24 protein-coding genes and 1 pseudogene are annotated in these 23994 nt (G+C 68.4%); 10 read left to right on the forward strand and 15 right to left on the reverse strand.

Going from position 1 to position 23994, the window contains the following annotated elements:
* The 4 genes and pseudogenes from JAN5088_RS19265 to JAN5088_RS09470 form a co-directional block, all read left to right on the forward strand.
* Positions 1-180 (forward strand): annotated as a pseudogene (locus JAN5088_RS19265) (IS6 family transposase); the annotation flags it as partial.
* Between the two features lie 292 nt (positions 181-472).
* The gene (locus JAN5088_RS18630; RefSeq protein WP_144431854.1) at positions 473-907 is read left to right on the forward strand and encodes a hypothetical protein; all 435 of its coding nucleotides are present in this window, start codon (positions 473-475) and stop codon (positions 905-907) included.
* A gap of 159 nt (positions 908-1066) precedes the next feature.
* The gene (locus JAN5088_RS09465) at positions 1067-1456 is read left to right on the forward strand and encodes a type II toxin-antitoxin system RelE/ParE family toxin (protein WP_199502153.1); all 390 of its coding nucleotides are present in this window, start codon (positions 1067-1069) and stop codon (positions 1454-1456) included.
* A complete protein-coding gene (locus JAN5088_RS09470; RefSeq protein WP_055682587.1) occupies positions 1453-1740 on the forward strand; it encodes a helix-turn-helix domain-containing protein in 288 nt (95 codons plus the stop codon). Before JAN5088_RS09465 ends, JAN5088_RS09470 begins: the two co-directional genes overlap by 4 nt.
* Before the next feature lie 276 nt (positions 1741-2016).
* Here JAN5088_RS09470 and JAN5088_RS09475 read toward each other — a convergent pair whose 3' ends face one another.
* The 4 genes from JAN5088_RS09475 to JAN5088_RS09490 all read right to left on the reverse strand — a co-directional run bounded on the left by JAN5088_RS09475 (position 2017) and on the right by JAN5088_RS09490 (position 7615).
* Positions 2017-2529, reverse strand: a complete 513-nt coding sequence (locus JAN5088_RS09475; protein WP_055682588.1) for a hypothetical protein — start codon at positions 2527-2529, stop codon at positions 2017-2019.
* 8 nt (positions 2530-2537) lie between these two features.
* Positions 2538-4862 (reverse strand): glycosyltransferase, encoded by a 2325-nt coding sequence (locus tag JAN5088_RS09480; RefSeq protein ID WP_233489751.1) that lies wholly within the window; start codon positions 4860-4862, stop codon positions 2538-2540.
* Between the two features lie 264 nt (positions 4863-5126).
* Entirely contained in the window at positions 5127-6140 is a 1014-nt protein-coding gene (locus JAN5088_RS09485; RefSeq protein WP_055682590.1) for a ParB/RepB/Spo0J family partition protein, read from the reverse strand.
* A gap of 32 nt (positions 6141-6172) precedes the next feature.
* Positions 6173-7615, reverse strand: a complete 1443-nt coding sequence (locus JAN5088_RS09490) for an AAA family ATPase (protein ID WP_055682591.1) — start codon at positions 7613-7615, stop codon at positions 6173-6175.
* Positions 7616-8027: 412 nt separating this feature from the next.
* On the opposite strand from JAN5088_RS09490, the gene JAN5088_RS09495 reads away from it, so the two are divergent.
* The 4 genes from JAN5088_RS09495 (at position 8028) to JAN5088_RS09510 (ending at position 11436) form a co-directional block, all read left to right on the forward strand.
* The gene (locus JAN5088_RS09495) at positions 8028-9032 is read left to right on the forward strand and encodes a replication initiator protein A (protein WP_055682592.1); all 1005 of its coding nucleotides are present in this window, start codon (positions 8028-8030) and stop codon (positions 9030-9032) included.
* Positions 9033-9307: 275 nt separating this feature from the next.
* On the forward strand, positions 9308-9835 hold the full coding sequence (locus JAN5088_RS09500; RefSeq protein ID WP_055682593.1) for a hypothetical protein: 528 nt from the start codon (positions 9308-9310) through the stop codon (positions 9833-9835).
* 673 nt (positions 9836-10508) lie between these two features.
* Positions 10509-10835 carry an endonuclease toxin domain-containing protein gene (locus tag JAN5088_RS09505; protein ID WP_055682594.1) on the forward strand — a complete coding sequence of 109 codons (327 nt, stop codon included), beginning with the start codon at positions 10509-10511 and terminating at the stop codon, positions 10833-10835.
* A gap of 13 nt (positions 10836-10848) precedes the next feature.
* Positions 10849-11436 carry a contact-dependent growth inhibition system immunity protein gene (locus JAN5088_RS09510; protein ID WP_055682595.1) on the forward strand — a complete coding sequence of 196 codons (588 nt, stop codon included), beginning with the start codon at positions 10849-10851 and terminating at the stop codon, positions 11434-11436.
* Between the two features lie 128 nt (positions 11437-11564).
* Here JAN5088_RS09510 and JAN5088_RS09515 read toward each other — a convergent pair whose 3' ends face one another.
* A complete protein-coding gene (locus JAN5088_RS09515; RefSeq protein ID WP_055682596.1) occupies positions 11565-11993 on the reverse strand; it encodes a type II toxin-antitoxin system VapC family toxin in 429 nt (142 codons plus the stop codon).
* The gene (locus tag JAN5088_RS09520; RefSeq protein ID WP_055682597.1) at positions 11993-12244 is read right to left on the reverse strand and encodes a type II toxin-antitoxin system prevent-host-death family antitoxin; all 252 of its coding nucleotides are present in this window, start codon (positions 12242-12244) and stop codon (positions 11993-11995) included. The genes JAN5088_RS09515 and JAN5088_RS09520 overlap by 1 nt, the downstream gene beginning before the upstream one ends.
* Positions 12245-12404: 160 nt before the next feature.
* Here JAN5088_RS09520 and JAN5088_RS09525 point away from each other — a divergent pair, with 160 nt between their 5' ends.
* Positions 12405-12728, forward strand: a complete 324-nt coding sequence (locus JAN5088_RS09525) for a PRC-barrel domain-containing protein (RefSeq protein WP_055682598.1) — start codon at positions 12405-12407, stop codon at positions 12726-12728.
* A gap of 39 nt (positions 12729-12767) precedes the next feature.
* On the opposite strand, the gene JAN5088_RS09530 is transcribed toward JAN5088_RS09525, so the two are convergent.
* The 3 genes from JAN5088_RS09530 to JAN5088_RS18640 all read right to left on the reverse strand — a co-directional run bounded on the left by JAN5088_RS09530 (position 12768) and on the right by JAN5088_RS18640 (position 14464).
* Positions 12768-13112: a hypothetical protein gene (locus tag JAN5088_RS09530; RefSeq protein ID WP_055682599.1), complete on the reverse strand. Its 345-nt coding sequence runs from the start codon at positions 13110-13112 to the stop codon at positions 12768-12770.
* 189 nt (positions 13113-13301) lie between these two features.
* A complete protein-coding gene (locus JAN5088_RS18635; RefSeq protein ID WP_055682600.1) occupies positions 13302-14111 on the reverse strand; it encodes a hypothetical protein in 810 nt (269 codons plus the stop codon).
* On the reverse strand, positions 14108-14464 hold the full coding sequence (locus tag JAN5088_RS18640; RefSeq protein ID WP_055682601.1) for a hypothetical protein: 357 nt from the start codon (positions 14462-14464) through the stop codon (positions 14108-14110). Before JAN5088_RS18640 ends, JAN5088_RS18635 begins: the two co-directional genes overlap by 4 nt.
* A 381-nt stretch (positions 14465-14845) precedes the next feature.
* Between JAN5088_RS18640 and JAN5088_RS09545 the strand changes: the two genes are divergently transcribed.
* Positions 14846-16333 carry an MATE family efflux transporter gene (locus JAN5088_RS09545; RefSeq protein WP_055682602.1) on the forward strand — a complete coding sequence of 496 codons (1488 nt, stop codon included), beginning with the start codon at positions 14846-14848 and terminating at the stop codon, positions 16331-16333.
* 950 nt (positions 16334-17283) lie between these two features.
* Here JAN5088_RS09545 and JAN5088_RS09550 read toward each other — a convergent pair.
* The 6 genes from JAN5088_RS09550 to JAN5088_RS09575 all read right to left on the reverse strand — a co-directional run bounded on the left by JAN5088_RS09550 (position 17284) and on the right by JAN5088_RS09575 (position 23928).
* Positions 17284-18267 (reverse strand): dynamin family protein, encoded by a 984-nt coding sequence (locus JAN5088_RS09550; protein WP_055682603.1) that lies wholly within the window; start codon positions 18265-18267, stop codon positions 17284-17286.
* The gene (locus JAN5088_RS09555; protein ID WP_082429932.1) at positions 18264-20375 is read right to left on the reverse strand and encodes a dynamin family protein; all 2112 of its coding nucleotides are present in this window, start codon (positions 20373-20375) and stop codon (positions 18264-18266) included. The genes JAN5088_RS09550 and JAN5088_RS09555 overlap by 4 nt, the downstream gene beginning before the upstream one ends.
* 208 nt (positions 20376-20583) lie before the next feature.
* Complete coding sequence (locus tag JAN5088_RS09560; protein WP_082429928.1) at positions 20584-21030, reverse strand: glycine betaine ABC transporter substrate-binding protein; 447 nt, start codon at positions 21028-21030, stop codon at positions 20584-20586.
* Positions 21031-21165: 135 nt separating this feature from the next.
* Positions 21166-22341 carry a hypothetical protein gene (locus JAN5088_RS09565; protein WP_055682606.1) on the reverse strand — a complete coding sequence of 392 codons (1176 nt, stop codon included), beginning with the start codon at positions 22339-22341 and terminating at the stop codon, positions 21166-21168.
* Entirely contained in the window at positions 22338-23174 is an 837-nt protein-coding gene (locus JAN5088_RS09570; RefSeq protein ID WP_055682607.1) for a PP2C family protein-serine/threonine phosphatase, read from the reverse strand. The genes JAN5088_RS09565 and JAN5088_RS09570 overlap by 4 nt, the downstream gene beginning before the upstream one ends.
* Positions 23158-23928, reverse strand: coding sequence for an FHA domain-containing protein (locus tag JAN5088_RS09575; protein WP_055682608.1), 771 nt, complete (start codon positions 23926-23928; stop codon positions 23158-23160). The genes JAN5088_RS09570 and JAN5088_RS09575 overlap by 17 nt, the downstream gene beginning before the upstream one ends.
* Positions 23929-23994: the final 66 nt, after the last annotated feature.

Here is a 23994-nt window from a genome sequence, read left to right on the forward strand (position 1 = left end):
GCCGCCTTGAAGCGCCTACTTGGAATGCGGCAATCGTTCCGCTCGCTGCGTTCCGCGAAAGCGACGGTCCTCGCGATTGAGACAATCCGGACCATCAGGAACGGCCACATCTCGAACAAGGCACCCGGTGTCCGCGGGGAGATCGACTTTGTCCGGAATCTGTTCTGTGAGACGGCCTGAAAGAGCGGACGAATGGCCGATCCGTGCTCAAAGCCGGCTAACGCAACAGTCCCGTCGATAGCGGTCCACGTACTGCTGCGAGCGATTTTTCCTTCGCGATGCGCCATCTTCTGACGCGTGAATTCTTCGGTTGATTCGGCGGTAAAATGGATGCTCTATTCAATGGCCATAAGAACAACCCACGACGTTTGAACGTGATCGGCACCACGATGGCATTGGTAAGAACAAACAGCTTTGGTTCTGCGCTGAAGATCATGCTCGTGAAAAGAAATCAAACAGCCCAAGAGTCAGCTTGAAAATGTCCGAAATGGATCCGGCATCGACAAACCCCACCACGCGGTATCCTTGGCAAGAAGAATTGGAACACCTCAGGCAAGAGGCGAAAGAAATCGGGCATTTTCGTTCCGAATTGCGCTATCCGAACGGGAAGATCCCGCTTAGTGCGGCTTTGGCCTACATTGAAGAGCATGCCGCGCGGCCCGAAATCATGGCGGCCCTGTCGAATGTTGGCCTGCGCGAATGGATGGAAGATGACGACGCCGACCTTTGGGGTGAATTCAAGACTTATCTGAGACTGCGGCAGCCGACCGTTCCGGATCGATCTCCCTACATTGGCTCGCGTATAAGAGCTTTGGCATGCGGAGAATATAAGAGCGTGTCGGATCCACGACTGATTGAAGCGCTTTTGCGGGAGCAAGAGATCTCGGACGATCGGAGCCCCAAATGAGATATATTGTTGTCGATAACACTACTCTCCAGAATCTTTATATCGTGGGTGGAGCAGATGCGTGGGATGCGTTGCGGTCGGCCGGCGATCGCATCGTCATTACGAACCAGATTCTAGAAGAGGCACGGCGCGGCCCACACGGTTTGGAACTATGCGCCAATGATCTATATGTCATTGGTTAGCAAAAGGCGTGACAATGACAAGCTGCAGACCGTCGCGGAGATGCTCGAGTCCCAGTGGCGGGCGAAAAACATCATGTCCGACGAGGAGCGTGAAGCGGCGATTCAGTTTTTCGCCGCGAACCCGGAAGCGGGGCTCTCGCTCGGCGGAGGGCTTCGTAAAGTACGGAGTCCCCGTGAGGGGGGCGGCAAGAGCGGCGGGTTCAGGACGATCCAAGTCACGATCCAAGTCTTTGGCGGACGACAGATGCCGATCTTCCTCGTGACGGTCTTCGCCAAGAACGAGAAGGACGATTTGAGCGAGGCGGAACAGGCGGCTGCCGTTGAGCTCAGCAAACGGATCGTCGCCATGTACGGAGAAACTCGATGAACACCAATGATAGCATCACGAAAGGCCTCGAAGAGGCGCTGGTTTTCGCCCGAGGGCAGAAGGGCAGGGTGCGCGTGCATCAGGTTTCGGTTCCCGAGGTCGACGTCGCTGAGATCCGCGAAGAAACCGGCCTGCCACAGGCCCAGTTCGCTCGTAGCATAGGCGTCGCCAAGGGCACGCTCCTGAATTGGGAGCACGGCCGCCGCCACCCCACAGGCCCCGCCCAGGTTCTGCTGGCCCTCATTGCGAAAGACCCGGACGTGGTCCAAGGCTTGCTGCGGTGATATCACATGGCAATCCTGTACGCCACCGGAGGAACCGCCGAGCAGAGTCGCTGACGACCTGATCCCGGCGCTGTCAGAAGCCGTCGCGCATACAGGATGGCAGGGAGCCGCGACGCATCATCACCCAGTCACGCCGAGCGGCGGCCCGAACACGGACACGAGAATCCGACCGTACCGCTCAATTGAACATAACGTAGATTAGCTGCGCCACCCGGACCGCCCGGCCCCGGCCGTCATCGACCCCCGATGTTTCGCGCGCGAAACATCGGGGCGGCGTCATTCCCGGTGCTTCAGGGTCCGGCCGAGTGCCCGCACGGGGGCCGAGACCTTCCAGGACGTGCTCGACAGATAGTCCCGGCGCAGCCCGTCGACGGCCTCGGTATGGGCCACCGTCATCGCCGCCACCTCGATGTGCAGGGCCGCCATCTCGGCGCGCAGGGCCTGCAACTCGCCGTCGCGCTCGGCCAGCTGCCGGGTCAGGGCCGCGGCCTGGTCGCGCCCGGCCTTCTTCGCCGCTTCCAGTTCGGCACGGAGCGCGATCAGCTTCCTGTCGCGGTCGATCAGGCGGTCCGCCGCGGCGTTCGCCTCGTCCACCAGCGCCTTGCGCTCCTCCAGCGCGGGGTCGATCCGCGCCTCGGGTCCGGCCGCCTCCGGGGCGGCCTGCCCTGCCCCGCCCTCCAGCCGGTCGAGAAGGCCGCCCAGCACCGCGATGCCCGTCCGGCGGACCTCCGTCACGAGACCGGCGACGCGGTCGGTGGGTTTCTTCTTCGGTGTCGATGCGTTGTCCATGGCCGCCCTCATGCTGCGGGTTTCCGTGTCTGGGCGTCCTCGGCGTCGCGGAGCATGGCAAGCCTTTCGTTCAAGCGTTTTAGAAGCACGGCACGGTGTTCCGACCGCGCCACGCGCAAGGCACCCCTCCGGGTCTCGACCGCTTGTGCCATTTTTGACACACGGCTCGCCCCGGTCCAGACGCTAGTGGGATTCAGGCGATAGACACCCATCACCCGGTCAATGAACCCGATCTTGCCCATGCGGTCGATATAGAACCCGAGCGCGATCTCGCTCATCCGAGGCTCATAGATCACCGACGGCAGGTTCCGCATCAGGTCGGTGCGGAACATGGCCGACGACAGGTTCGCAATCGGGTTCAGGTTTTCGTCCTTCGCAAAATCCGCCCCCGTCAGCAGGGGGGCCAGACCCTCCTGCCGCTTCAGCAGGCGACGGCTGCCGTTGCCCATGTTGAGAAGTTCGATCTTCGAGAAGACCATCTGCGCCTCGGGCGTCCGGGTCAGGAACTCGGCCTGCCGCAGGTTCTTTTCCGTATCGGTCCAGTAGTCGTCGCCTTCGAGGATGGCGACGAAGTTCCCTGCCGCCTCGCGGAAGCAATGGCGGTAGTTCTCGGAAATGCCGAAGTTGCCGCCCCGGCTGATGTTACGGATACGGGCCGGATTTTTCGAGGCATAACGCTCCATGATCCGCGCCGTCCCGTCGGTCGATCCGTCGTCGGACAGAAGGATCTCGTGGGTGAAGTTTCCCTTCTGGGCCAGTGCGCTCTCGATGGCCTCGGTGATGTAGTCGACGTGATTATAGCCAAGGATCACCGTTGAGACAGTCGGCTTTGAACTGTATTTTGAACAGATCGCCACGTTCGCCCGAACATAGGATTCGCGGATCGTGATCCTGTCGGTGTGACCGTCGTCGTCCGTATAGTCGAGCAGGATCATCGGTATGAAAACGGGAGCTTTATGTCCTGTATATCTAATGATCAGGTCCCAATCCACCAGTCGTCGCAGGTTCGAATCGAATCCGCCGAACCTTGCGATGAGGGATTTCCGGTGCACGAACACGCCAAGATCAATAAAGTTCTTTTCTAGAAGAGTTTTTCTATTGAAAGGAGTAGCGCCTATTGATCCGCGGCCCACTAGAATGAACTTTCCATAGTGTGCGTCCCGGTCCCCATGCTCAATAATCGAGTTAGCAAAGACTGTCAGGAATTGCGGTCGCATCGTGTTGTCGCTGTCGGCATAGGCGATCCAGGGATGGCGCGCATGGGCCAGGCCCACGTTGCGCGCGTTGCAGACGCCCAGGTTCTCGGACAGGTAGACATATCTGATCCGGCCCGCCGCGATCTCCGCCCCGAACTCCCGCTCGACCAGATCGCGGGTGCCGTCGGTCGATCCGTCGTCGACGATGATCAGCTCGAAATTGCCGTGCGTCTGCGCCATGACCGAAGCCACGGCCCGTCCGATGCACCAGGCGCGGTTGTGCGTTGGCATGATGAGAGAGAAAGCAACGCGCCCCGCATCCTCGAACCTCTGGATATCGAAATCGGAAGTGGCGATATCATGTATGTCGGGTGCATTCTCCTTCAGCCAAGCCAGCACACGGTTCTGCCCGTCGATGTTCGCAGCCGACCGTCGCAGCGCCTTGACCTTCACCAGCGGTAACCCGCGTTCGAGCGTGTAGAGCGGCAGGGCCGGCAGGTTGTGATAGCTCGGATCCTTGGGATGCACGCCCTTCAGCGTGTTCTCGACCATGGCCCCGGAGGTGAACCCGGCCTCGCGCAGGACCTTGGTCAGCCCCAATTCGTATTTCTGAATGACTTGATTGACGTTCTCCTGCTTCGTCACCCCCTCGATGAACCCGCGGAACGCGTCGGAGGTGAAGACAGGCCGCGTCATCGCCACGAAATAGCTCTGCAGGTGATAGGAGAACTGGTGGCTGTCGGTGCCGCCCCAGAAGTCGAGCCCCCGCGCCTCCATCGTCTCGAACATCGGCGCGAAGGACCCCACGGGGCCGTAGCAGCTGTCGTTGCACAGGATCAGCGCGTCGGCGCGGTCGAGCAGGCCCGTCTCGCGCGCCAGCGCCACCCCCCGCTTGTAGGAGCCGAAGTCGTATTCCCCGTGCCGCCCCGCGATCACGTGGTCCGCATGGGCGTCGAGCTTCGCCCGCTCGCCCGGCGCGAGATCGTTGTCGCAGACCACCACGATGGCCTCGACGAGGGGCCGCAGCCCCGCGAGATAGGGCAGGACCTGCGGCGGCAGCACCCCGTCGGGGCTGTAGCTGGCGAAGACGGCGACGCGTTTCTGTTTCTTCGGGGGCATCGGCTGCGGCGTCGTCATGGTCCGGTCTTCCTGTCTGTCGCGGATGCGGCCCATCCGCCCCATGCGCTTCCCGCGTTCCGTCGCTCGGCGGAATGGGGCGGGCGAATGGCGATTGTTTCCGCGGCCGTATAGAACCGGCGATCGGATTTGGCGATGGCAATTTCGTCGCGGAGGGCCCCGAATTAGGTCCGATCCGGTTGTTTCGCATGCGAAACATTCGCCGCGCGGGGGCGGATGGCGAAGACAGACCCCGAACCCTTTGTCGGGGTCTGTTTCAGGCCCTCAGCCCCGCCCGGCGATCCAGGTGGCGAGGTCGGCGTGGAAGGCGTCGTCCACCCCCGGCCCCGACAGGATCAGCCGCCCGTCCTCGCGGGCGATCTCCACCGCGCCGCGGGGGGCGGAGGCGGGCTCCGGCGCGGCCCTGTCGGGGCGCAGCGCGGCGTCGAGCGCCGCGGCCTCCGCCTCGGGCGTGTCGGGGCGGGCGGCCGCCAGGGCGGCGCGCAGGCGGGGGCCGAGCGCCGCATCCCCCTCCAGCGCGCGCGCCAGCGCCAGGCCCCGCCGCTCGGGCAGGGCCGCGGGAAAGCGCAGCGCCCCGTCGAGCGCCTCGACCAGCACCGCGAAGCTGCCGATCTTGGAGCGTTTCGCGCGCGAGACATTCGCATACATCCCCCGCAGCGCCGCGCGCAGGTCCGGGAAGGCTCCGACCTCCACCGCCTTGATGGCGATGCGCGCGCGCTCGTAGAAGCTGATGGGCGCGCGGATCTCGTTCTCCTCGACCATCGAGACATAGGCCGCGGGCAGGTCGTTCGGCGCCACCAGCCGCGCCTTGATGCGGGAAAACGCCGGGTCCTTCGTCTCGGCCCAGAGCGCGCGCAGCGCCGTCAGCCGCCGCAGCCCGGACACGAGGCCGTAAGCCTCCGTCGGGGCGGAGTTCAGCTTGACCACGTCGATGGGCACCTGCTGGCCGCGGGCGCGCAGGCTCGCCATCAGCGCCTGCATGTCCTCGTCGGCCTCCGCCGGCATCAGGCGGTCGCGGTGCATGTATCCCGCCTCGATCCGGCCCACGGGCAGCGACACCAGAAGCCGCCCCTCGGCCCGCGCCGTGGTGATGAAGGCCGCCATCTCCTCCAGCGCGGCCGACCCCGCCGCCTGGCCGCTGACCTGCGCCACGGGCGGCGCATGGGCGGGGGCCGCGGCCGCGCCCTGCGACAGGCCGGGGCCGCCGGTGCCGGGGCGCGCCTCCTTGGTCTCGGGGACGGGGTGGCGGGCGATGTCGAGACGTCTGCGCTTGGCCATGTCGGTGCCTTTCGTTGCTGGACCCCGGTGCCCTAGGCCCGAGCGATGCCCTGTTGCGCGGTTTCCGCTTCGCCGTTCGCCGCGGCATCTTCCGCGACCGCGGCCTCCTGGTCGCGCTTCCACGTCCCGATCAGCAGGCGCTTGAAGGCGGCATAGGTCTCGTCGAAGGTCTCGCGGCCGCGGGCATAGGTCTCGCGGTTGAAGTCGCGGTAATCGGCTTCGTAGATGCCGTTCACCTGCTCGCCCGCCTGGCCGATCAGCGCGGTGAAATCCTGCCGGTGGGGCGACAGGACGGGCCCGAGATAGCTCTGCATCAGCGCGGCCAGCTCCCCCTGCTGGCTGCCGTCGTAGCGCGTCAGCACCGCGCGCACCGCGTCCCACTCGAAGGCCAGCCCCTCGCGCCCCAGGGCCCGCGCGGCGATGTTCTCGCCCTCCTCGATCGAGGCGAAGGTGGCGTGCAGCATGTCGAAGAACCGCCCCGTGGAATCGAACTCGAGGAACGACGCGCCCAGCGGCACCAGCAGGATGTCCGCCGCCGAGAGCCCGTTGATCGTGAGATACCCGAGCGCGGGCGGCGTATCGAGGAAGACGATGTCGTAGGCGTCGAGCAGCCCCGCCCCCTCCAGCCCGTCCGACAGCGCGTCCCAGAGCTTCCACCCCCGCGACTGCAACCGCCAGACCGGGATCTGGAACTCCGCCCAGTACAGATTCAGCTGCGCGCCGATCAGGTCGATGTTGGGCCAGTGCGTCTTCTGAACCAGCCCCGCCGGGTCCACTTCCAGCGCCGCCCCCAGCGTGTCGTCGAGCGGCAGCGGCGCCTCGCCCCGGTCGATGCGCGCCTGGTTGGTCGCGCGCAGGTGGCGGGCGTGGTGGCCGGCGATCAGCGGAAAGACCGTCTGCCATTCGTCCTCCACCCGGCCGCCGAAGATCGAGGTGAGCGAGCCCTGGCTGTCGAGGTCGACCACCAGCACCCGGTAGCCGTCGAGCGCCGCCGACATCGCCAGATGCGCCGCCGTCGACGACTTGCCCACGCCGCCCTTGAAGTTGGCCACCGCCACCACCTTGGCCGGCAGCCCCTCGGGGCGGAAGGGGGCGTATTCCTTGGACCGCGATCCCGCGCTGCTGAAATGGGCGCGCAGGCGCAGCACCTCGTCGAGGGTGAACCACCGCGCCCCGCCCTCGGTCTCGGACCGGCCCTGCGGCAGGTCGGGACGGGCGCGCAGCACGCGGCGGAAATGGGCCTGCGCCACCGGGATCAGGTAGCGCGTGATCTCCCAGGTGGAGAACAGCCGCAGCGTCTTGCGCCCCTGCTCGCCCAGCCCCCGCGACGCGAGATCCTCGCGCCCGGCCGCGCAGGCGCGGGCGATGCGGGCGAAGCCCTCGGTCGTGGTGGGCGGGCCCAGTTCGGCGCGGGCGGCATCGGGGTCGATGTTGAAATAGGCCGGCGTGGCCGCCCCTGTGCTGTCCTTGGCCATGGCCCGTTCCTTGCATGTGCGGTGTTTCGGCCAAGGTATCCGAAAAGGCGGTACATGCCAGAAAAATCGTCACCCTCCCTGCAATCCTTCCACAGGCGCCGTCCCGGCATCGGGTGTTATAAAGTGTTATTCATGTGTTACGGGCTCCGCCCCGCTCTTAAAACCCCGCCTGCGCCCCTTGTGGCCAAGGGCCGCGCGCCGCGCCGCGCGGGCGGGGGCGATTCCGAAACCCCGACGGAGCGACTCCGAAACCCCGATGCGGCGACTCCGAACCCCCGACGAAATCCCGCCCCGGGCCACGAATTTCTGGACGCACCCTGTGGATATCTCTAGGCAGGTGTCATCGAAACCACGAATCCCGGGGCCACACCGGGCGGGTTTCGGGGCGAGCGGGACAGACAGGACGACCGACATGGCAGAGGCGCTGCAACCGGGCGGACGGGGGGATTTCTTCCTGTGCGATTTCCTGGACGCGATCCCCAAGAACGATCTCGCGACGATGGAGCATCCGGTCTTCAGCCTGTCGACCCGCCCCGACCGGCGCATCCTGTCCTATGCCCACAACGGCTCCGAGATCACGGTGACGCCCTCGGTCCGGGGGCTGGCCACGATCCACGACAAGGACATCCTGATCTTCTGCGTGAGCCAGATCATGGCCGCGATCAACGCCGGCCGCGCCGTGGGCCGCCGGGTGCAGCTGCGCGCCCACGACCTGCTGCTGGCCACCGGGCGCGAGACCTCGGGCGACGCCTACCGCCGCCTGCGCGAGGCCTTCGAGCGCCTGGCCGGCACCCGCATCACCACCAACATCCTCACCGGCGACCACGAGGTCACGAGCGGCTTCGGCCTGATCGAAAGCTGGGAGATCGTGCGCAAGTCGCGCGGCGGGCGCATGGTCTCGGTGGCCGTCACCCTGTCGGAATGGCTCTATCGCGCGGTGCTGTCGAAATCGGTGCTGACGCTCAGCCGCGACTACTTCCGCCTGCGCAAGCCCCTGGAACGGCGCATCTACGAGATCGCGCGCAAGCACTGCGGCCGCCAGCCCGCCTGGCGCATCTCGGTCGAGGTGCTGCACAAGAAATCGGGCAGCGCCTCGCCCCGCCGCGTGTTCCGCAAGATGCTGCGCGACATGATCGCCGCCGACGCCCTGCCCGACTACCACCTGGGCGAGGAGCCGGGCGACATCCTGCGCGTCACCCCCCGCGACCACCTGCTGGAGCCCCCGTCCCACCTGCCCCCCCTCTCCGCCGACACCCTCGACGCCGCCCGCCGCCTCGCCCCCGGCCTCGACGTCCACGCCCTCGAAGCCCGCTGGCGCACCGTCTGGGCCACCACCGGCCGCACCAGGCTCCGCTCCCCGGACGCGGCGTTCCTGGGGTGGGTGAGGAAGGGACGGGGGGGTGACGGGAGGGGCTGAACAACCGATGCTGCGCGAAGGATCAACGGCGGCTTCCGATGACAGCAATGTTCCGGAAACCGTTTCGACAGCCTCCAAACCCGCGCGTGAAGACGTTCCCGAAGCCCAAAAAACACCCAGCTGCGACGGCGGAGTCGTTTCACACCGCGGTCGCGCCCGGGTGCACTCATACGGGATGAGGCGGCAGAAGTGTCAGTAAACTAGATGTCGTCTAGAACTTGACAGATGAACTACGTGTATTTAGATAACTTCTTGTCCGTCAGAGGAGATATCTAATGCCCAAACTGACAACCTCTCCGGAAGGCGTGCGAGACAACATCGACTGCTACTGGGAGACCGCGCACGACCATCCGGACCTCATCAAGGACGCCGCACGCGTGAAGAAGTGGAAGGCGTATCGGAGCAACGAGGGCGAATGGCGGTTCGGGCCGTCTCGGTTCGTGGGATACAAAGCCATGACGGCGGACAAGTACGTCGAGCGGAAGGAGAGTGCCGACGGCGGCTTGAACGGCACCGAGACCGAGGCGCATCTGCGCAAGTGGACAGAGAACGTACCTCATGGATCGAGACTGCATCACCAACTGCTTGATGCTCTGACAGAGTTCTTGGCTGAAGCGGATCTCAAGGTGGGCAAAGGGGCGAGCTTCAGCCTTCTGACGGTCGAGGGCGCTGCCGATGATCTAGACGTTCTCAATCCAACCCAGGACGATGCTGAGGTGGACGCCCTTGTGACGCTCTCGAAGCGCCTAAGCGGGGCACAGATGCAGAAGCTCACTCGTCGCCTAGAAGCGCTGAGGCAGTAGAGCGCAACGGAAACGGAGTTGACCTGCGACCTGTCTACGAAAGTGGGTCAACTCCGCCGAGCGCGGTAAGACGTTCAGTAGGGCATCCTTAATAAAGGCATCACAATAGCAGGGCCTAGCAGCCGTCGTAGTCCCTCGCACCGCTCGCCGTGATCGTATACGTGCCGCCCCTTGGGCCGGTGTAACAACGCGAGGCCGCTGCGACACGCCGCTGGGTCGCCGCTCTCGCAACTGCCGCCTGCCGTTCGGCTGCGGCTGCCCGCTGGCGCAGTTCCGTCCCCCACTCGCACGCATAGCCGTCTCCGTCGCGATCTAGGTCATGCGGATCACGGGCAGGGCCGCCGTTGTTCATGAAGAACTGCTGTGCCTCGAAGCCGCCAGTGAAGTCGGCACAGTTGCGATCCAATCCCGCATCTACTTTGGGGGCATTCGCGGGCCGGGAAAACCTAGCGACGCCAACGCCGGAGGCGTCGTTCGGACTGAACGAGCGCACAGCTACGGCCTCGCTGGGCGTAAGGGCGGATGCCGAAGAAGGGGTTTCGACGCAGGCGGATAGACCTACACAGGACAGAACTACGAGAGCACGGGTAATCACTGGGGCCTCCCTGGCGACGTTGCATCGCCACTAAGGCCAGAAAACCCCTACAGGGGGAAGGCGTTTCCGGGAGCGGCATTGCACGTAAGGCGGTTCACACAGCTCACCGCGCGAGAGGCGGCCGGCACGCTCAGCGCCAAGACGCTCTGGACGACGGGGCCGAGCTATGTGCGGCGTCCGTCGCAGATCTTCGGACGGCTGAAGGCCTATGTCGATCAGATGGAGCGGTTCGAGGGAAGCGACCGCAGAGGCTTCCCGCTCAGGCCCAGCGACATCGACAGCCGCGAGATGCTCCTCGGCGTCCCCTTCGAGACGACCCGCGAACAGGTCGTGCAGATCACCCGCGCGATCGAATACGCTGCCGAGCGCGGCATCACCCTGACCGTGAGGCTCATCGATGGATGATCGAGAGGAGCGCATGGCCCGCATGCGCGAGAAGTTCGCTCAAAACCCGAAGTGGCAGCAACTGGCTGCGCGGCGGAAGCGCGAGCGCGATGCAAGGCCGATGCCATCGCCCCTTCCAGAGTATCGCGGCGCCTCTCTCGATGTCTTCCGTCAGTTCGCCCGAGTGACATCGCTCGCCGTCTACAGCATGGGGAGCCCCTATCCTGAGGGATATGAAGCAGTCTTCGATCCTAGCGCGGACAGCCTCGTCTTCGCCCGCCACGTCCGGGCGGCCCTTGCCGCCAGCCGCTTCGTCCCCCCGTCGCATCCCGAGTTCGACCGCCTGATCCGAATGCCGAAGCAGGCCGAGCTGGACGCATTGGAAGCCGAGGATCTCGCCCAGGCGGGCGTGAAGACGCGTCGCGCCCTCTACCGGGACGCCGCTCACCTGTCCCTGCGGCTGCAGGACGGCCAGATCGAGCTTGGCCCGATGCGTTACCGCCGCGCGGGATGGTGGGAGGGCATCCCAGGTGCGACGCCCACCATCCCGGAGGACGTGGACGACGAGGCGCTTGGCACGGCGATCCTGGACGCGCTCGCCACCAGCCGGGCGGCGCGGTGATCCAATGTGGTGGCGACGGAACGGTTCCACATCTATGCCTCAACGAAACAGATCCGACGGCGCGTCCCCTGTCCCCACTCGCCAAACTCCATAGCCTGCAATGTTTCGCGCGCGAAACATCCGCGCCCTCATCCCTCCCCCTCCCAGGGGTTCAGGAGCGCCACGCCCGTGCCCCGGAAGTCCCGCAGGTTGCGCGTGACCAGGGTCATGTCGTGGACCAGGGCGGTGGCGGCGAGGGTGGCGTCGCGCCAGGGGCGGGGGTCGGGGATGTGGAGGGCGGCGCAGCGCAGGGCGGCCCCGGCGTCGAAGGGCAGCGTGCGGTCGCGGAACTCGGCCAGCACGCCCTCGGTCATCCAGCGGCGCAGGAGCGCGCCCTGCACCGCGTCGCGCCGCTCCTTCAGGCGCACGCCCATCTCGAGCTCCATCAGGGTGATCGCGCTGACGAACAGGTCGGTCCGCGCCACCGTGGCCTGCCACCGCGCGACGCCCGGATCGGCGCGTCCCGCCTGGACCTTCCGCAGTTCCGACACGACGTTGGTGTCGAGAAGCAGCGCCATCAGTCGAGGTCGGCCGCCCGGACCCCTCCGCCCAGGCGCGGCGGGTCGAAGTCGATCTCGGCCACGCCGGGCAGGGCCAGCGCCTCGGCCACCGTCCGCTCGCGCCCCGACAGGCGGCGGTAGTCGGCCCAGGTCATCAGCACATGCGACGGCGCGCCCCGGTCGGTGATGACGAGCGGCCCCCCCTCCGACGCGCGCTTGGCGGCGCCGCTGTCGCGGTTGAACTCGGTGCTGGTCATGCGGGTCGACATGGGCGGACCTCCGGCAGGGGGCTATGGTAGATATGTAGATACATCGCCCGCACGGGGCAAGGCCTCCGCCGCGGCCCCCTGCCCTTTTCCGCCGGACCGGGAACATCCGCACGCGGCGGCGGTTGGGCCTGCAACGACCGAACCGAAAAGGAGAAATGCCATGAAAAGCCTGTTGATCGCCGCGATGACCCTGCCCTTCGCCGGGGCCGCCATCGCGCAGACGACGGATGTGTCGACCTATGTCGAGGCCGACGACCTTAAGGTGATCGGCGCCGACGGCGCGCGGATCGGCGAGATCGAGGGCGTGCTGATCGACAGCTCCGGCATGCCCGCCGCCTTCGTGGTGGAGGTGGAGGACGGCTTCCTCGACCTGGGCGACACCGATGTGGTCATGGGCATGGACGCCCTGACCTGGGACAACGGCCGCTACACCACCACGATGACCGCCGAGGAGGTCGAGGGCCTTCCGACCTGGGACGACTGACGCGCACCCCGGTGTTTCGCGCGCGAAACACCGGGGACGTCATTCGGGGTCGGGTGCCCCTGCCCCGCCCCCGCCGATCACCCCGCCGGCCGTCTTCTTGAGATAGTCGTTGGCCACCGAGCCGATCTTCTTCAGCAGATCCTTCGCCCAGTCCGGCATCCCCAGGGCCTGAACGATGGCCTCGGCCATTTCGCGGTCCAGGTTCGCAATGTCCCCGCCCCTCTCCCTCGAGGCGTATTCATCGAGCCTTCTCTGCGCGTGAACGTGCAGCATCAGTTCCAGCAAAACGAGCCGGTCGAGCTCCTTCCGCCCCTCGGGCGACAGAAGGTCCGCCAGTTGGTCGTTGTGGCGACGCAGGGCGTCGAGTGCGGTGTCTTCGGGCATGGCTCCCCTCCCCTTCGTGGATGTCCGGGGGCGATCCTACACCATTTTTTCCGACGTTTCCCGCCCCGCGCGGAATTGCATAGCCTTCGATGTTTCGCGCGCGAAACATTTCGGGCAGGTCCGTCGCTGCCCCCCGGCCATTTGCATAGCCTTCGATGTTTCGCATGCGAAACATCGGGGCGCCCTGCCCTACCCGCGGATCAGCCGCTGCCAGCCCGCCACCAGCGCGGGCGCATCCGCCGCGGCCAGCGCCAGGGTGGCGACGTCGCCTGCCCCCTCAGGCCCCTCCGCGCGCAGCACGGCCAGGGCGTCCCCGCCCGCCAGCCAGAGCGTCAGCCCCGGCCCGCTGTCGGGCGCGGGCGGCAGCATCGCCGCATCGCCCCCCTGCCCCGCCACCGCCCCGCCACGGCTCAGCGCATGGGCGCGCAAGATGGGCGCGGCGCGGGCCAGCAGGCGCTCGGCCAGCGGGCGGCCCGGCCCGTCGCCCGGCCCGTCGCCTGGGCCGTCGTCCGTATCGTCGGTGGCCGGATCGCCGGTGCCCATGCCGGCAGCCCAGCGGGCCGCCAGCAAGCCGGGGGTCAGCCCGCCGTCGGTGTCGCCGGCCCCGCGCGGCGCGGCCAGCGACAGCACCGCGACCGGCCCGCCGCCCGCCGCGGCCATCTGCGCGAAGCCCCGCAGCACCTCGGCCGCCTGCGCGACGGCCCCCTCCTCCGCCGCATCCAGCGCCCGGCCGGACAGACCCTCGGGCACATCCGGCCCCGCGACCACCGCGCGCAGCCGCCGCCCCCCGGCCAGCAGCACCAGCCGCACGGACCCCGCGTCGAACGCCAGCCGCGCGGTCAGGACGGTGTCTCCGATTTCCTCCAGCAGGGCGGTCTGCACCGTCTCGGCGTCCGTGGCCCCGGCGGGCACGATAACGCGGCCCGCGGCGGTCCATTCGCCACCCTCGCGGCCCAGACGCTCCAGCGCGGCGCGCAGCGCGCCGTCTGCCCCGGTCATGGCGCGACCCCCTCGGGCTGGGCCAGCCGGGCGAGGCAGGCGCGCGCGTCGGCAAGGAAGGCCGCAAGCTCCACCTCCGGGTCGCAGAGGCACAGGAGGGCGTCGCCCTCCGCCTGCCGCAGGAAGACACCCAGGGCACCGTCCGGGCCCGCCGTCACCGCCGCGTCGCAGCCCGCCACGGGCGCCGCCCCCAGCACCGCCGCGGCGCGCGCGCAGAGCGCGTCCAGCACCTCGCGCGGGGTGGGGCGGGCGGCGCTGGCGACCAGCACCATGTCCGCCGACAGGTCGGCATAGGCCGCGATCCCGCAGGCCCCGTGCCGCGCCCTCAGCCTGTCGAGGATCTCCGCAACCATTCCACCGCTCCCGCCGCGCCTGTCCGTCGGCCGGAAAGCTAGGCCATGACGCGCGCCGGGTGAAGCGCGCGGCGACCTCCGCCACCCCATCCGCCCCCGACTGTCGCGCGCCTGCGTCGGTCGGAGCCGGGGCGCGGGGCAGGGGGCGGTTGCATAGCCTTCGATGTTTCGCATGCGAAACATTCGGGGGGCGAGGCACGCACCGCCATGTCTCGCGCATCTTTTCCGGTAACCATCGGGCGCCCCGGGCGTTCCATCCCGGATCCGCCGATACGTTCGCCGGCACCCCATGCCGAAGCGGTCCGGGGGGCGGCGATGTGCGGCGGCAGGACGCCCCGCGCCGCGAATGGACCGGGGAAGGACAACCGGGGCGGGGACACCATGGCGCAGGCGATCGGGAAGGAAGGCATCGACCTGATATCGGGCAGCGTGCCGAAGGCGATGGCGCTCTTCGCCATCCCGACGCTCGGCTCGTCGGTGCTGCAATCGCTGAACGGGTCCGTCAACGCGATCTGGGTGGGCCGCTTCCTGGGCGAGAACGCATTGGCGGCCACGACCAACGGCAACATCGTGATGTTCCTGCTGATCTCCTTCGTCTTCGGCTTCGGCATGGCGGCGACGATCCTGGTGGGGCAGGCGGCGGGCCGGCGCGACGACGACGCGGCGCGGCGCGTCATGGGCACGGCGCTCGGCACGATCGTCCCGCTCGGCATCGTCATCGCGGGGGTGGGCTGGGTCGCGGCGCCCTGGCTGCTCGACGTGCTGGGCACGCCCGAGCCTGCACTGGACCTGGCGCTGGCCTACCTGCGCGTGATCTTCGTCGCCATGCCGGCCACGCTCACCTTCACGCTGACGATGATGGCCCTGCGCGGCACGGGGGATTCGCTCACGCCGCTGTGGTTCATGGGCCTGTCCGTCGCCGTCGACATCGTGGTGAACCCGGTGCTGATCCTGGGGCTGGGGCCGGTGCCCGCGCTCGGCATCGCCGGGTCCGGGCTGGCCACGGTCATCGCCAACGGCGTGGCGCTGATCGGCATCTACGTCACGATCTACCGGCGCGGATCGGTCCTGGCCCTGCGCGGCCGGGACCTGCGCCATCTGATCCCCGCGGGGGACATCCTGCGCGCGATGATCACCAAGGGCCTGCCCATCGGGTTGCAGATGATCGTGATCTCGACCGCGTCGCTGACGATGCTGACCCTGATCAACCGCGAAGGCGTCATCACCGCCGCGGCCTACGGGGCCACGCAGCAGCTCTGGACCTATGTGCAGATGCCCGCCATGGCGCTCTCGGCGGCGGCCAGCGCCATGGCCGCGCAGAACATCGGCGCGGGACAATGGGACCGCGTGTCGCTGGTCACGAAATGGGGCATCGGCTTCAACTTCGCGCTGACCGGCACGACGATCGCGGTGCTGACCCTGTTCGACCGCCACGCGCTCATCCTCTTTCTCGGGGCCGACAGCCCGGCCGTTCCCATCGGGCGGCATATCCAGCTCATGGCGACCTGGGGGTACCTGTTCTTCGGCGTGGCGCAGGTGCTGTTCGGCACGATGCGGTCGAACGGCTATGTCATCGCGCCGCTTCTGGTGATGGTCGTGTCGATGTATCCGGTGCGCCTGGGCTTCGCCTTCGGGCTCTATCCCGTGCTGGGGGAGGACGCGCTCTGGCTGTCCTTTCCCGCCGGCATGGTCGCCACGGCGCTGATGGCCGCCTGGCTCCATCGCCGCGGCACATGGCGCAAGGGGTCGGTCATGCCCGCCGGGGAGGCCGCGCGGCAAGGCTGCGCCGACCGCGATTGCGGCAGCGTCGACGGCGCCGGCACCGACCTCGCCCCCGCCACGGGCTACCGCCAGATCGCGGCCGAATGACGGGGCAGGGGGCGCGGGGCCTGCGATGTTTCGCGTGCGAAACGTTGGGGGGATGGGGCAGAGTTACCGATGCTGCGTGTTGCACAGACTTCTGCTATCGGTAGCCAGCCGGAAACCGTCAATAACCGCTCAAGTTTCGAACCGGATTCTTGGCAGCGTCAATCGGGGGCGGTTGTGCATTTGCCACAAACGAGGGTTTGTGGATCGTCTTTGTGAGGGTATAGTCGGCGCCAATAAATTGGAGGAAGCTGATGCAGATGGGCTTTTGGAAAACCGTTTTAGCTGTTTTCATTGGTATACTTTTGTACGAGGTCGTTGACAACATCGTTATGGGGATCAGCGCCTATTATATGGCGCAATGAGCGAACCATTTTTAACGTTCAAAAACGAGGGTTTTTGGAGCGTTTGGGTGTTAATATTATGAAGGAAGGTCCATTTATTGGATAATGATAGACTTCGGGTTCCACCTGATTCAGAGTACTTTCATGCTATCGGGTTAGCCACGGTAGCTTTTGCACGACTGGAGTGGGACGCAGTGTGGTGCTGTAACAGGCTGGAGCCTGGCTACATCAATAGTATTGAGCCTCGAAGAAAAACGGCGGGCACAATTGCAAACGACTTAGTGGCACTATTTTCGCGAGTTTCTGATGTTGAGCTTGCGTCAAGAATTGCTCCTTTTGCAGGCGAGTTCGTAGAAGTTGTGAAAGAAAGGAACGGATTGATGCATGGAAAGCCAGCAACCGCCCCAAATGGGGATCAGAGGCTGTTTTGGCGTGGTGTCGAATGGACAGTCGATACAGTAAACGCATTTTCTGATCTTTGCGTAAAAGCAGGAATGCCCTTGAACGCTTTGCTCTATGATGAGTTGAAGGAATCATGCCAAGTAACTTTCGGCCAAACTTAGATACACATGCATTGCCCTTCCAAAAAACCACCCCTCGTCGAACGGCTCACCGAACCGGACGTTGGCGCGCTTGCGGCTCAGGTCCGAAAAGCCCACCCCAATTACATAGCCTTCGATGTTTCGCATGCGAAACATCCGTGCGTGTCAGGCGACGGGGCGGGGGGACGCGGCGGGGGGTGACGGGCGATCCGGCGGCCGGGGCCGCGCGCGGTGCCGGGGGCGGGGGGAGGTCGTCCGCATCCGTCCCGGCGGCGGTCCGCGCTCCGGGGCCGGGGGCCCCGATCGCCTCCGCCGCCGCCGCCGCCTCCGCTTCCTCCTCCACCGCGCCCGAAAGCTCTCCGATCAGGTCGAGCAGGTGGTCGCTGAACTCCTCCGCGCCGCTGTCGTGCCAGGCTTTCGCATCCGCGCGCCCGGCCCGCGCGCGGGTGAGCGAGACGGGAAAGACCGCGCGGAACCGGCCCGCCGTCTCGGTGGCCACGCGGTGCAGCACGCGGGCGCGGTCGCGCTCGGTCGTCAGCTTGTCGAACCGCGTGACCAGAAGCAGGCTCCGCGCGCGCACCGCCTCGGGCATGTCGTTCCAGACGGCATCCTCCGACCGGCGCCAGGCCTGGGTCGCATGGGTGCACCAGAGCACCATGTCCACCCCGTCGAGCGCGCGGCGCCAGACCTCGGGGTCCATGTTCGGGTCCGAGATGCCGGGCAGGTCGATCAGGTCGCAGTGCTTCAGGATCTCGGCGCGCATCGGCAGGCGGATGTGGCGGGTGCCGTCCACGGGGACGGAGGCGATGTCGGCCAGGGGCACCTCGGTCTCGGTCCCGTCCAGGGCGACGCGCACCGCGGGGCCGTCCCCTTCGGTCAGCCAGACGGGCGAGAGGCGCGTGGCGGTGACCTTCTCGGGCAGGGCGCGCGCGCCCAGAAGCAGGTTCGACAGGGTGCTCTTGCCCACGCTGAACTCGCCCATGATGGCGATGCGGGGGCGGCGCGCGGGGGCGGCGGCCTCCGGGTCGGGCAGGGGGGGCATGCCGGTCATTCCATGTCCTCCGGGCCGTCCACGTCGAGCTCATCGAGGATCAGCTCGAACAGCTGCTCGCGCTCGTCCTGCGCGGTGACGCCGAACAGGCCGTGCAGCTCGTCGAGGCCGATCTCGGTCTTGCGGCAGATGTCGGACAGCACGACGCGCTGTTCGGCGAGGAACCCCTCCAGCCGGTTGAGGCCCATGATCCGCAACTCGCCCGCCTGCCGGACCTTGAGCTCGTCCACCATGGGCGCGGTCTCGGCGGCGATCAGGTCGCGGAAGCCGCGGGCGAGGGCCCGGTAGCCCCGCCGCCGGCCCCACCAGCCCTTCCACCACGACGTCCTGAGGTCGAGCGCGAGGGTCTGCGCCAGCGCCACCGGCGGCGGCGTCTCGGGCGCCTCGGGGGGGTCGACCATGAAGTTCTCGACCTCGACCGAGAAGATGCGGCCGTAGGCGGTGGTCAATTCCATCGCGGCGATGGCGAAGCCTTCCTCGCAGGCGCGGGCATAGTTGCGGCGCATCACCTGACAGCTGGTCCGCAGCAGCATCCGCAGGCCGTCGGGGCTGTAGTTCCAGACCTCGCCCTCGCCGTGGGTCTCGAGGTGCTGGAGCAGGGATTCGAGCGCGCGTTCCAGGAACCGGGCGTGGACCTGGTCGATCCGGGCCGCGAAATCCGCGAACACCCGGTCGAGCCGGGCCTCCATCTCGGCGACGCAGCGCAGGCGGATGTCCTCCAGCAGGGCCTCGACGCGGGGGGCCTCCATGGCGCGCACCTCGGTCGCGCCCGACCGCAGCGACACGATCTTGCCCGAGGCGCGCAGCCCCGAGACATAGTTCGCCGCCCGCCGGCGCAGGCCCGACAGCAGCCGCGCGGCCGGCCCCTCGACCAGCCTGTCGCCGATCGCCCCGTAGAGCGCGGGCACCCCCGACAGGGTCCAGGCCATCGCGGCGGCGTCCATCCCCGCCACCCCGGGCGTGGCGGCGGCCTGGTTCTGGAGCGCCATGGCGGCCTCGGGGTCCATGTCGTCGAGCCCCCCGGTCAGCACCGCGTTGGCCCAGGCGGCGCTGCCGAAGATCACCTCGATATCCTCGGGGGCGCCGGCGCGGGCCAGGGTGTCGGCCAGGCTGGCGCGGATCTCGGGGACCTGGGTCGCGGGGTCGGAAAGTTCGTCGATGCGGTTGACGAAGATCAGGATCTGGCGCGATTTCACGTTGGAGATCAGGCGGATCAGCCCCATGTCCGTGGTCGACAGCGCCTGGTGCGCCGACAGGACGACGACGCAGGTGCGGCTGTCGCGCAGGGCGCGGATGGTGATCTGCTCGCGCATCATGAAGGTGTCGTTGACGCCCGGCGTGTCGCGGATGCACAGCGGCACCGGCAGGCCGCCCGCCCCGAGGTAGAGGTCGGCCGAACGGGTGATGTCGGCGAACTGCCCCTGCTGTTCCTCGCGCGAGAGGGCGTCGAAATCGTCGCCCATGCAGACGTATCGCTTGACCAGCGCGTCGTCGAAGGCGGCGTAGTCGTGGCTCTGCCCCAGCAGGAGCTCGAACCGGCGGCCGAGCCGCTCGCGGGTCTTGTCGCGCATGGCGGCGACCTGCCGGCGCAGCTTGTGCACCTCGTCGTCGGCGCCGGCGCGGGCCGACAGGTCGCCGATGCGGCCGCCGTTGCGGACGAGATGGTCCCATTCGTCGCGGTCGAAGAAGCGGAACGAGGCGGCGGGGGCGTCGGCGTGCCGCGGCACGCCGAGGTGCAGCGAGGTGACGACCGAGGTCCAGGGGTTCACGTCGGCGGGCAGGAGGCCCGGATGGCCGGCCATGGCGTTGACCAGCGTGGTCTTGCCCGACTTGATCTGCCCGATCATCGTCACGCCCGGCTCGAACGTGTCGAGTTCGTGGATCATCTGGCGCACCTTGCGGGCGATGTCGTCGCCGCCGATGGCCTCGATGTCGCGCAGCACCTCGCGCAGGGCGTCGATCTCGTCGCGAAGCTCCGCCAGACGGGAAAGCCCCGCCGGCGGGATCGCGACGGGAGCAGGAGCGGGGGCCGTGGTCGAAGTCGGGGCAGGGGTCGCGCCGCCCGGCAGCGCGATGGCATCGGCGGTGCCGTCTTCGATCCTGCTCATGTCCATCGGTTTATTCCTCGTTGCGGTCGGCAGCGCACGCGGATGCGCCCCTGCGGCAACCAGACCGCGACGGATTGTCCTGGATATGGCTTCAAAATGGTGAAAGTTTGAACATTGCGGGGGGCCTGCGGGGGCCGCGGCATTCCGGCCCCCCGATCCGCACGTTCGACCGGCGCCCGGGGGGGCCCGTCGCCGGAATCGTCGGTCGTCAGTCGATCAGGCCGGCAAGGTTCCCGCGGACGGCATCGTCGAGCCAGGCGGGCCAGACGTCGGGACAGGCGGTCAGGAAATGGACCGCCGCCGCCTCCGCCGTGGCGGAATTGTCCTTCTGCCAGGCCAGCACCTCGCTCATCCGGGCGTTGGCGAAGGTCAGCTTCGACAGGGACGCGGCCCGTTCGGGATGGTCCTCGCCGAAGGTCGTGGTCACGACCGTGATGACGGGCGTCGAGGCATAGGCCGTCATCCCGGCGTCCTCGCAGGTGGCATCGACGGTGCAGGCCCAGGCCTCCTCGTCGAAGGGGCCGAGATCCACCTGCGTCATGTCGTATTTGCCGATCAGGCTCGTCGGCTCCCCGTTCTCGACCGCCGAGGCCATGGAGGTGGCGAGGGTCTCGCCCGATCCGTGCTGGAAGATCTCGATCCCCGCCGCCCCGATCCCGGCGGCGCGAGGGCACCGTCAACTTGGCGGACCGGCCGAACTCGCGGCTGCCGGGCTGGATATCGCGCCGCAGGATCGACGGTGCCCGCGTGCGATCGGCCTTCGAGCAACTCTGCCCTGTTATAGCTTGGCTCAGGCCACCATCCGCAGGTCGCGGGTCAGGGTGTGGCGGAGCTGGATCATCAGGCTGACGGCTTCGACGGCGGCGCTGTCGCGGTTCTCGACCTGCATGAGCTGCGCCATGTCGGCGGCGCGGGTGGCGGCGTCGCGGGCGGCGGCGAGCAGGGGGTCGGTGCCGGGCACGGCGTCCAGATGCCCGTCGAGCCAGACGAGCTCGGCGACCGAGCGGCGCATCACCTCCGTGGGGGTCGCGGCGCCCTGCGTCATGTCGCGGCCGGCGCGGGCGAGGCGCTCCACCGCCTCCTCGAAGGCGCGGCGGGTGGCGGCGGGGGACGGGGCGGACACGGGGGCGATCGCCTCCAGCCCGTGACGGCAGAGCAGCACGTCGGCCCGGTCCGCCAGCGCCTGCCGCCCGTCGTCGAGCTGGCGCAGCACCGTGGCGATCAGGGTCTGGCCGCCGCTGGCGCGCAGGCGGGCGCGGTCGATGCCGCCGGGGCCGTCCGTGTCGCGCGCGGCCAGCGCCTCGGGCGTGTCGATGGCGAGGACGTGGGGGAAGTCGGCGCCCGCCGCCTCGCCGAGCGCGCGGATCGCGGCGGCGCGCGCCTCCGGCCCGCCCAGATCGTCCGCATGGGTCCGCAGCAGGATGCCGTGGCCGCGCAGCGCGGCGGGCAGGCCGCGCCAGACGCGCGCCTCGCCCGCGTCGAAGGTCCGGCTGCACCAGATCGCGATGTCGGCGCGGCGCGCGGCCCAGGCGGCGGCGCGGGCCTGCGCCTCGGGGTCGGGGCCGGCGACCACCTCGAGCAGGGAGATCCGGCCGAGCGCGGGCAGGTCGGCCGTCATCTCGACGAAGACCGCCCCGCGCGCGGCGAGGGTTTCGGGGTCGGGGTCGGACAGCGTCTCGACGCGGCCGTCGGCCTGCGTCAGCCGGGCCATGCGCCGCGACCCCGCCACCAGCCTGAGCGTCGGCAGGCGCAGGCCGTCGGGCACCACCCGCGCGCCCGCCAGCAGGTTCAGCACCGCCGACCGGCCCCCGCGCGGCGGCCCCATCAGCACCACGCGCACCGGCACGTCCATCCGTGCGACCAGGGCCTGCGCCTCGGCGCGGGCGTCCGGGGGCAGGACGCCCGCGGCCAGCGCCGCGTCGAGCCGCGCGCGCACCGGCGCCAGGGGGTCGGGTCGGGGGGTCATGGTCGGGCTCCTTGGGCGAGGGGGGCCGCGGCGGCCGGGGCGCGCGCCGGGTTCGGCTTGATGACGCAGAGGGCGACGTTGTCCCGGTCGGGATCGGCCAGATCCCCGAGCGCGGACAGCAGGCACGCCGCGATGCGGGCGGCGGGGCGGCGGCGGTTGCGGTGCAGGATGCGCCCGATGGTCGCCGCATCGAGGACCTGCACCCCGTCGGAGGCCATGAGCACCACGTCGCCCGGCCGCAGCGCGAAGGGCAGGGCGGGGCAGTCGCGGCCCGCCACCTCGCCGCCCGGGATGACCGAGGTCAGGCAGTGCCGGTCGGAACGGTCGCGCGCCGCCATGGGCGTGATGAGCCCCCGGTCCGCCATCAGGTCGATGCGGGGGGCGAGGGAGTGATCCTCGTCGAGCCGGTGCAGCCGGCCGCCCCGCAGCAGGTAGAGCGGGCTGTCGCCCATCGACATCCAGAACATCCGGTCGCCCACCAGCACCACCGACACCAGCGTGGCGCCCATGCCCCGCGTCTGGGGGTGGGTCCGGACGTGGTGGCGCACGGCGGCGTTGGCGGCGTGGGCCGCGCGGGCGAGATGGCGGGGGATGGCGGATTCGTCAGCGGCGAAGGCCGGGCGGGCGAAGGCGGGGTCGGCATGGACCTCGGTCACGACGATCCGGGAGGCGACGTCGCCCGCCGCATGGCCGCCCATGCCGTCCGACAGCACCGCGATGCCGCCGTCCGTGCCGCAGGGGAAATCGGCGAGGACCGCGTCCTCCTGCTGGCTGCGCCCGCCCCGGACCAGGGCGGAGGCGACGTCGTGGCGCGGCTCAGGCGATCGCCACATCGTCGCTCTCTGCGTCGTCCGGGGCCGCGCCGTCGGACCAGTCGAAATCGGACCCGCAGAGCGTGACGAGCCGCAGCACCGTCTCGCCCAGGCGGATCAGGTCGCCGTTCGACAGCACCTCGTTGGCGATGACGGGGCGGGCGTTCAGGCGCACGATGTCGGACTTGCCGCCGTGGCCCGGAAGGAAGCTGCGCGTGTCGCCGTCATGGACCACCGCGGCGTGGTTCGACCGGGAGATGGCGGTGTCGCCGAAGTCGAGCTGCACCGTCTGGTCGTGGCCGCGCCCGATCTGCGACATGCCCTGCGTCAGCACGAAACATTCGCCCCGGCCCGGCCCCTCGACCACCAGGAGCCGGCCCACGGGAAAGCGCGCCCGCGCGGGCGCCTCGGCCGGGGGGGCGCCGCGGAACGGGTCGGGCGCATCGCCGCCCGAGCCGTCGAACCCCAAAAGCCGCGTCCGGGGGCGGCGGCTGCGGGCGGGGGCCCCGGGGCGCGCCTCGCAGGGGGGGAGCGGCAGGGCGCCCGGCGGCAGGGTGGCACCCCGGTCGCGGGCCACGTCGCCGGCCACGCGGGCCATCAGGTCGAGCGCCAGGGCGTCGTCGTCGTCTTCCCCGTCGTCGATGTCCCAGACGCCGCCCGCGTCGAGGAAGGAGTCGATGCGGTACTGCCCGTGCAGGAGCCGGGTTCCGGGCGGAAGCTCGTCGGTGGCTTCCGGCCGCTCCATCACCGCATCAATGTGCCGCTCGTCGCCCATGCGCTCCGTCCACCGGGATCAGCAGTCCCCCCGTCAGGGAAGCTCTGGTGCGGAGATGGCAACAGA

This window comes from Jannaschia rubra (genome assembly GCF_001403735.1).
GTDB classification, from domain to species: Bacteria; Pseudomonadota; Alphaproteobacteria; order Rhodobacterales; family Rhodobacteraceae; genus Jannaschia; species Jannaschia rubra.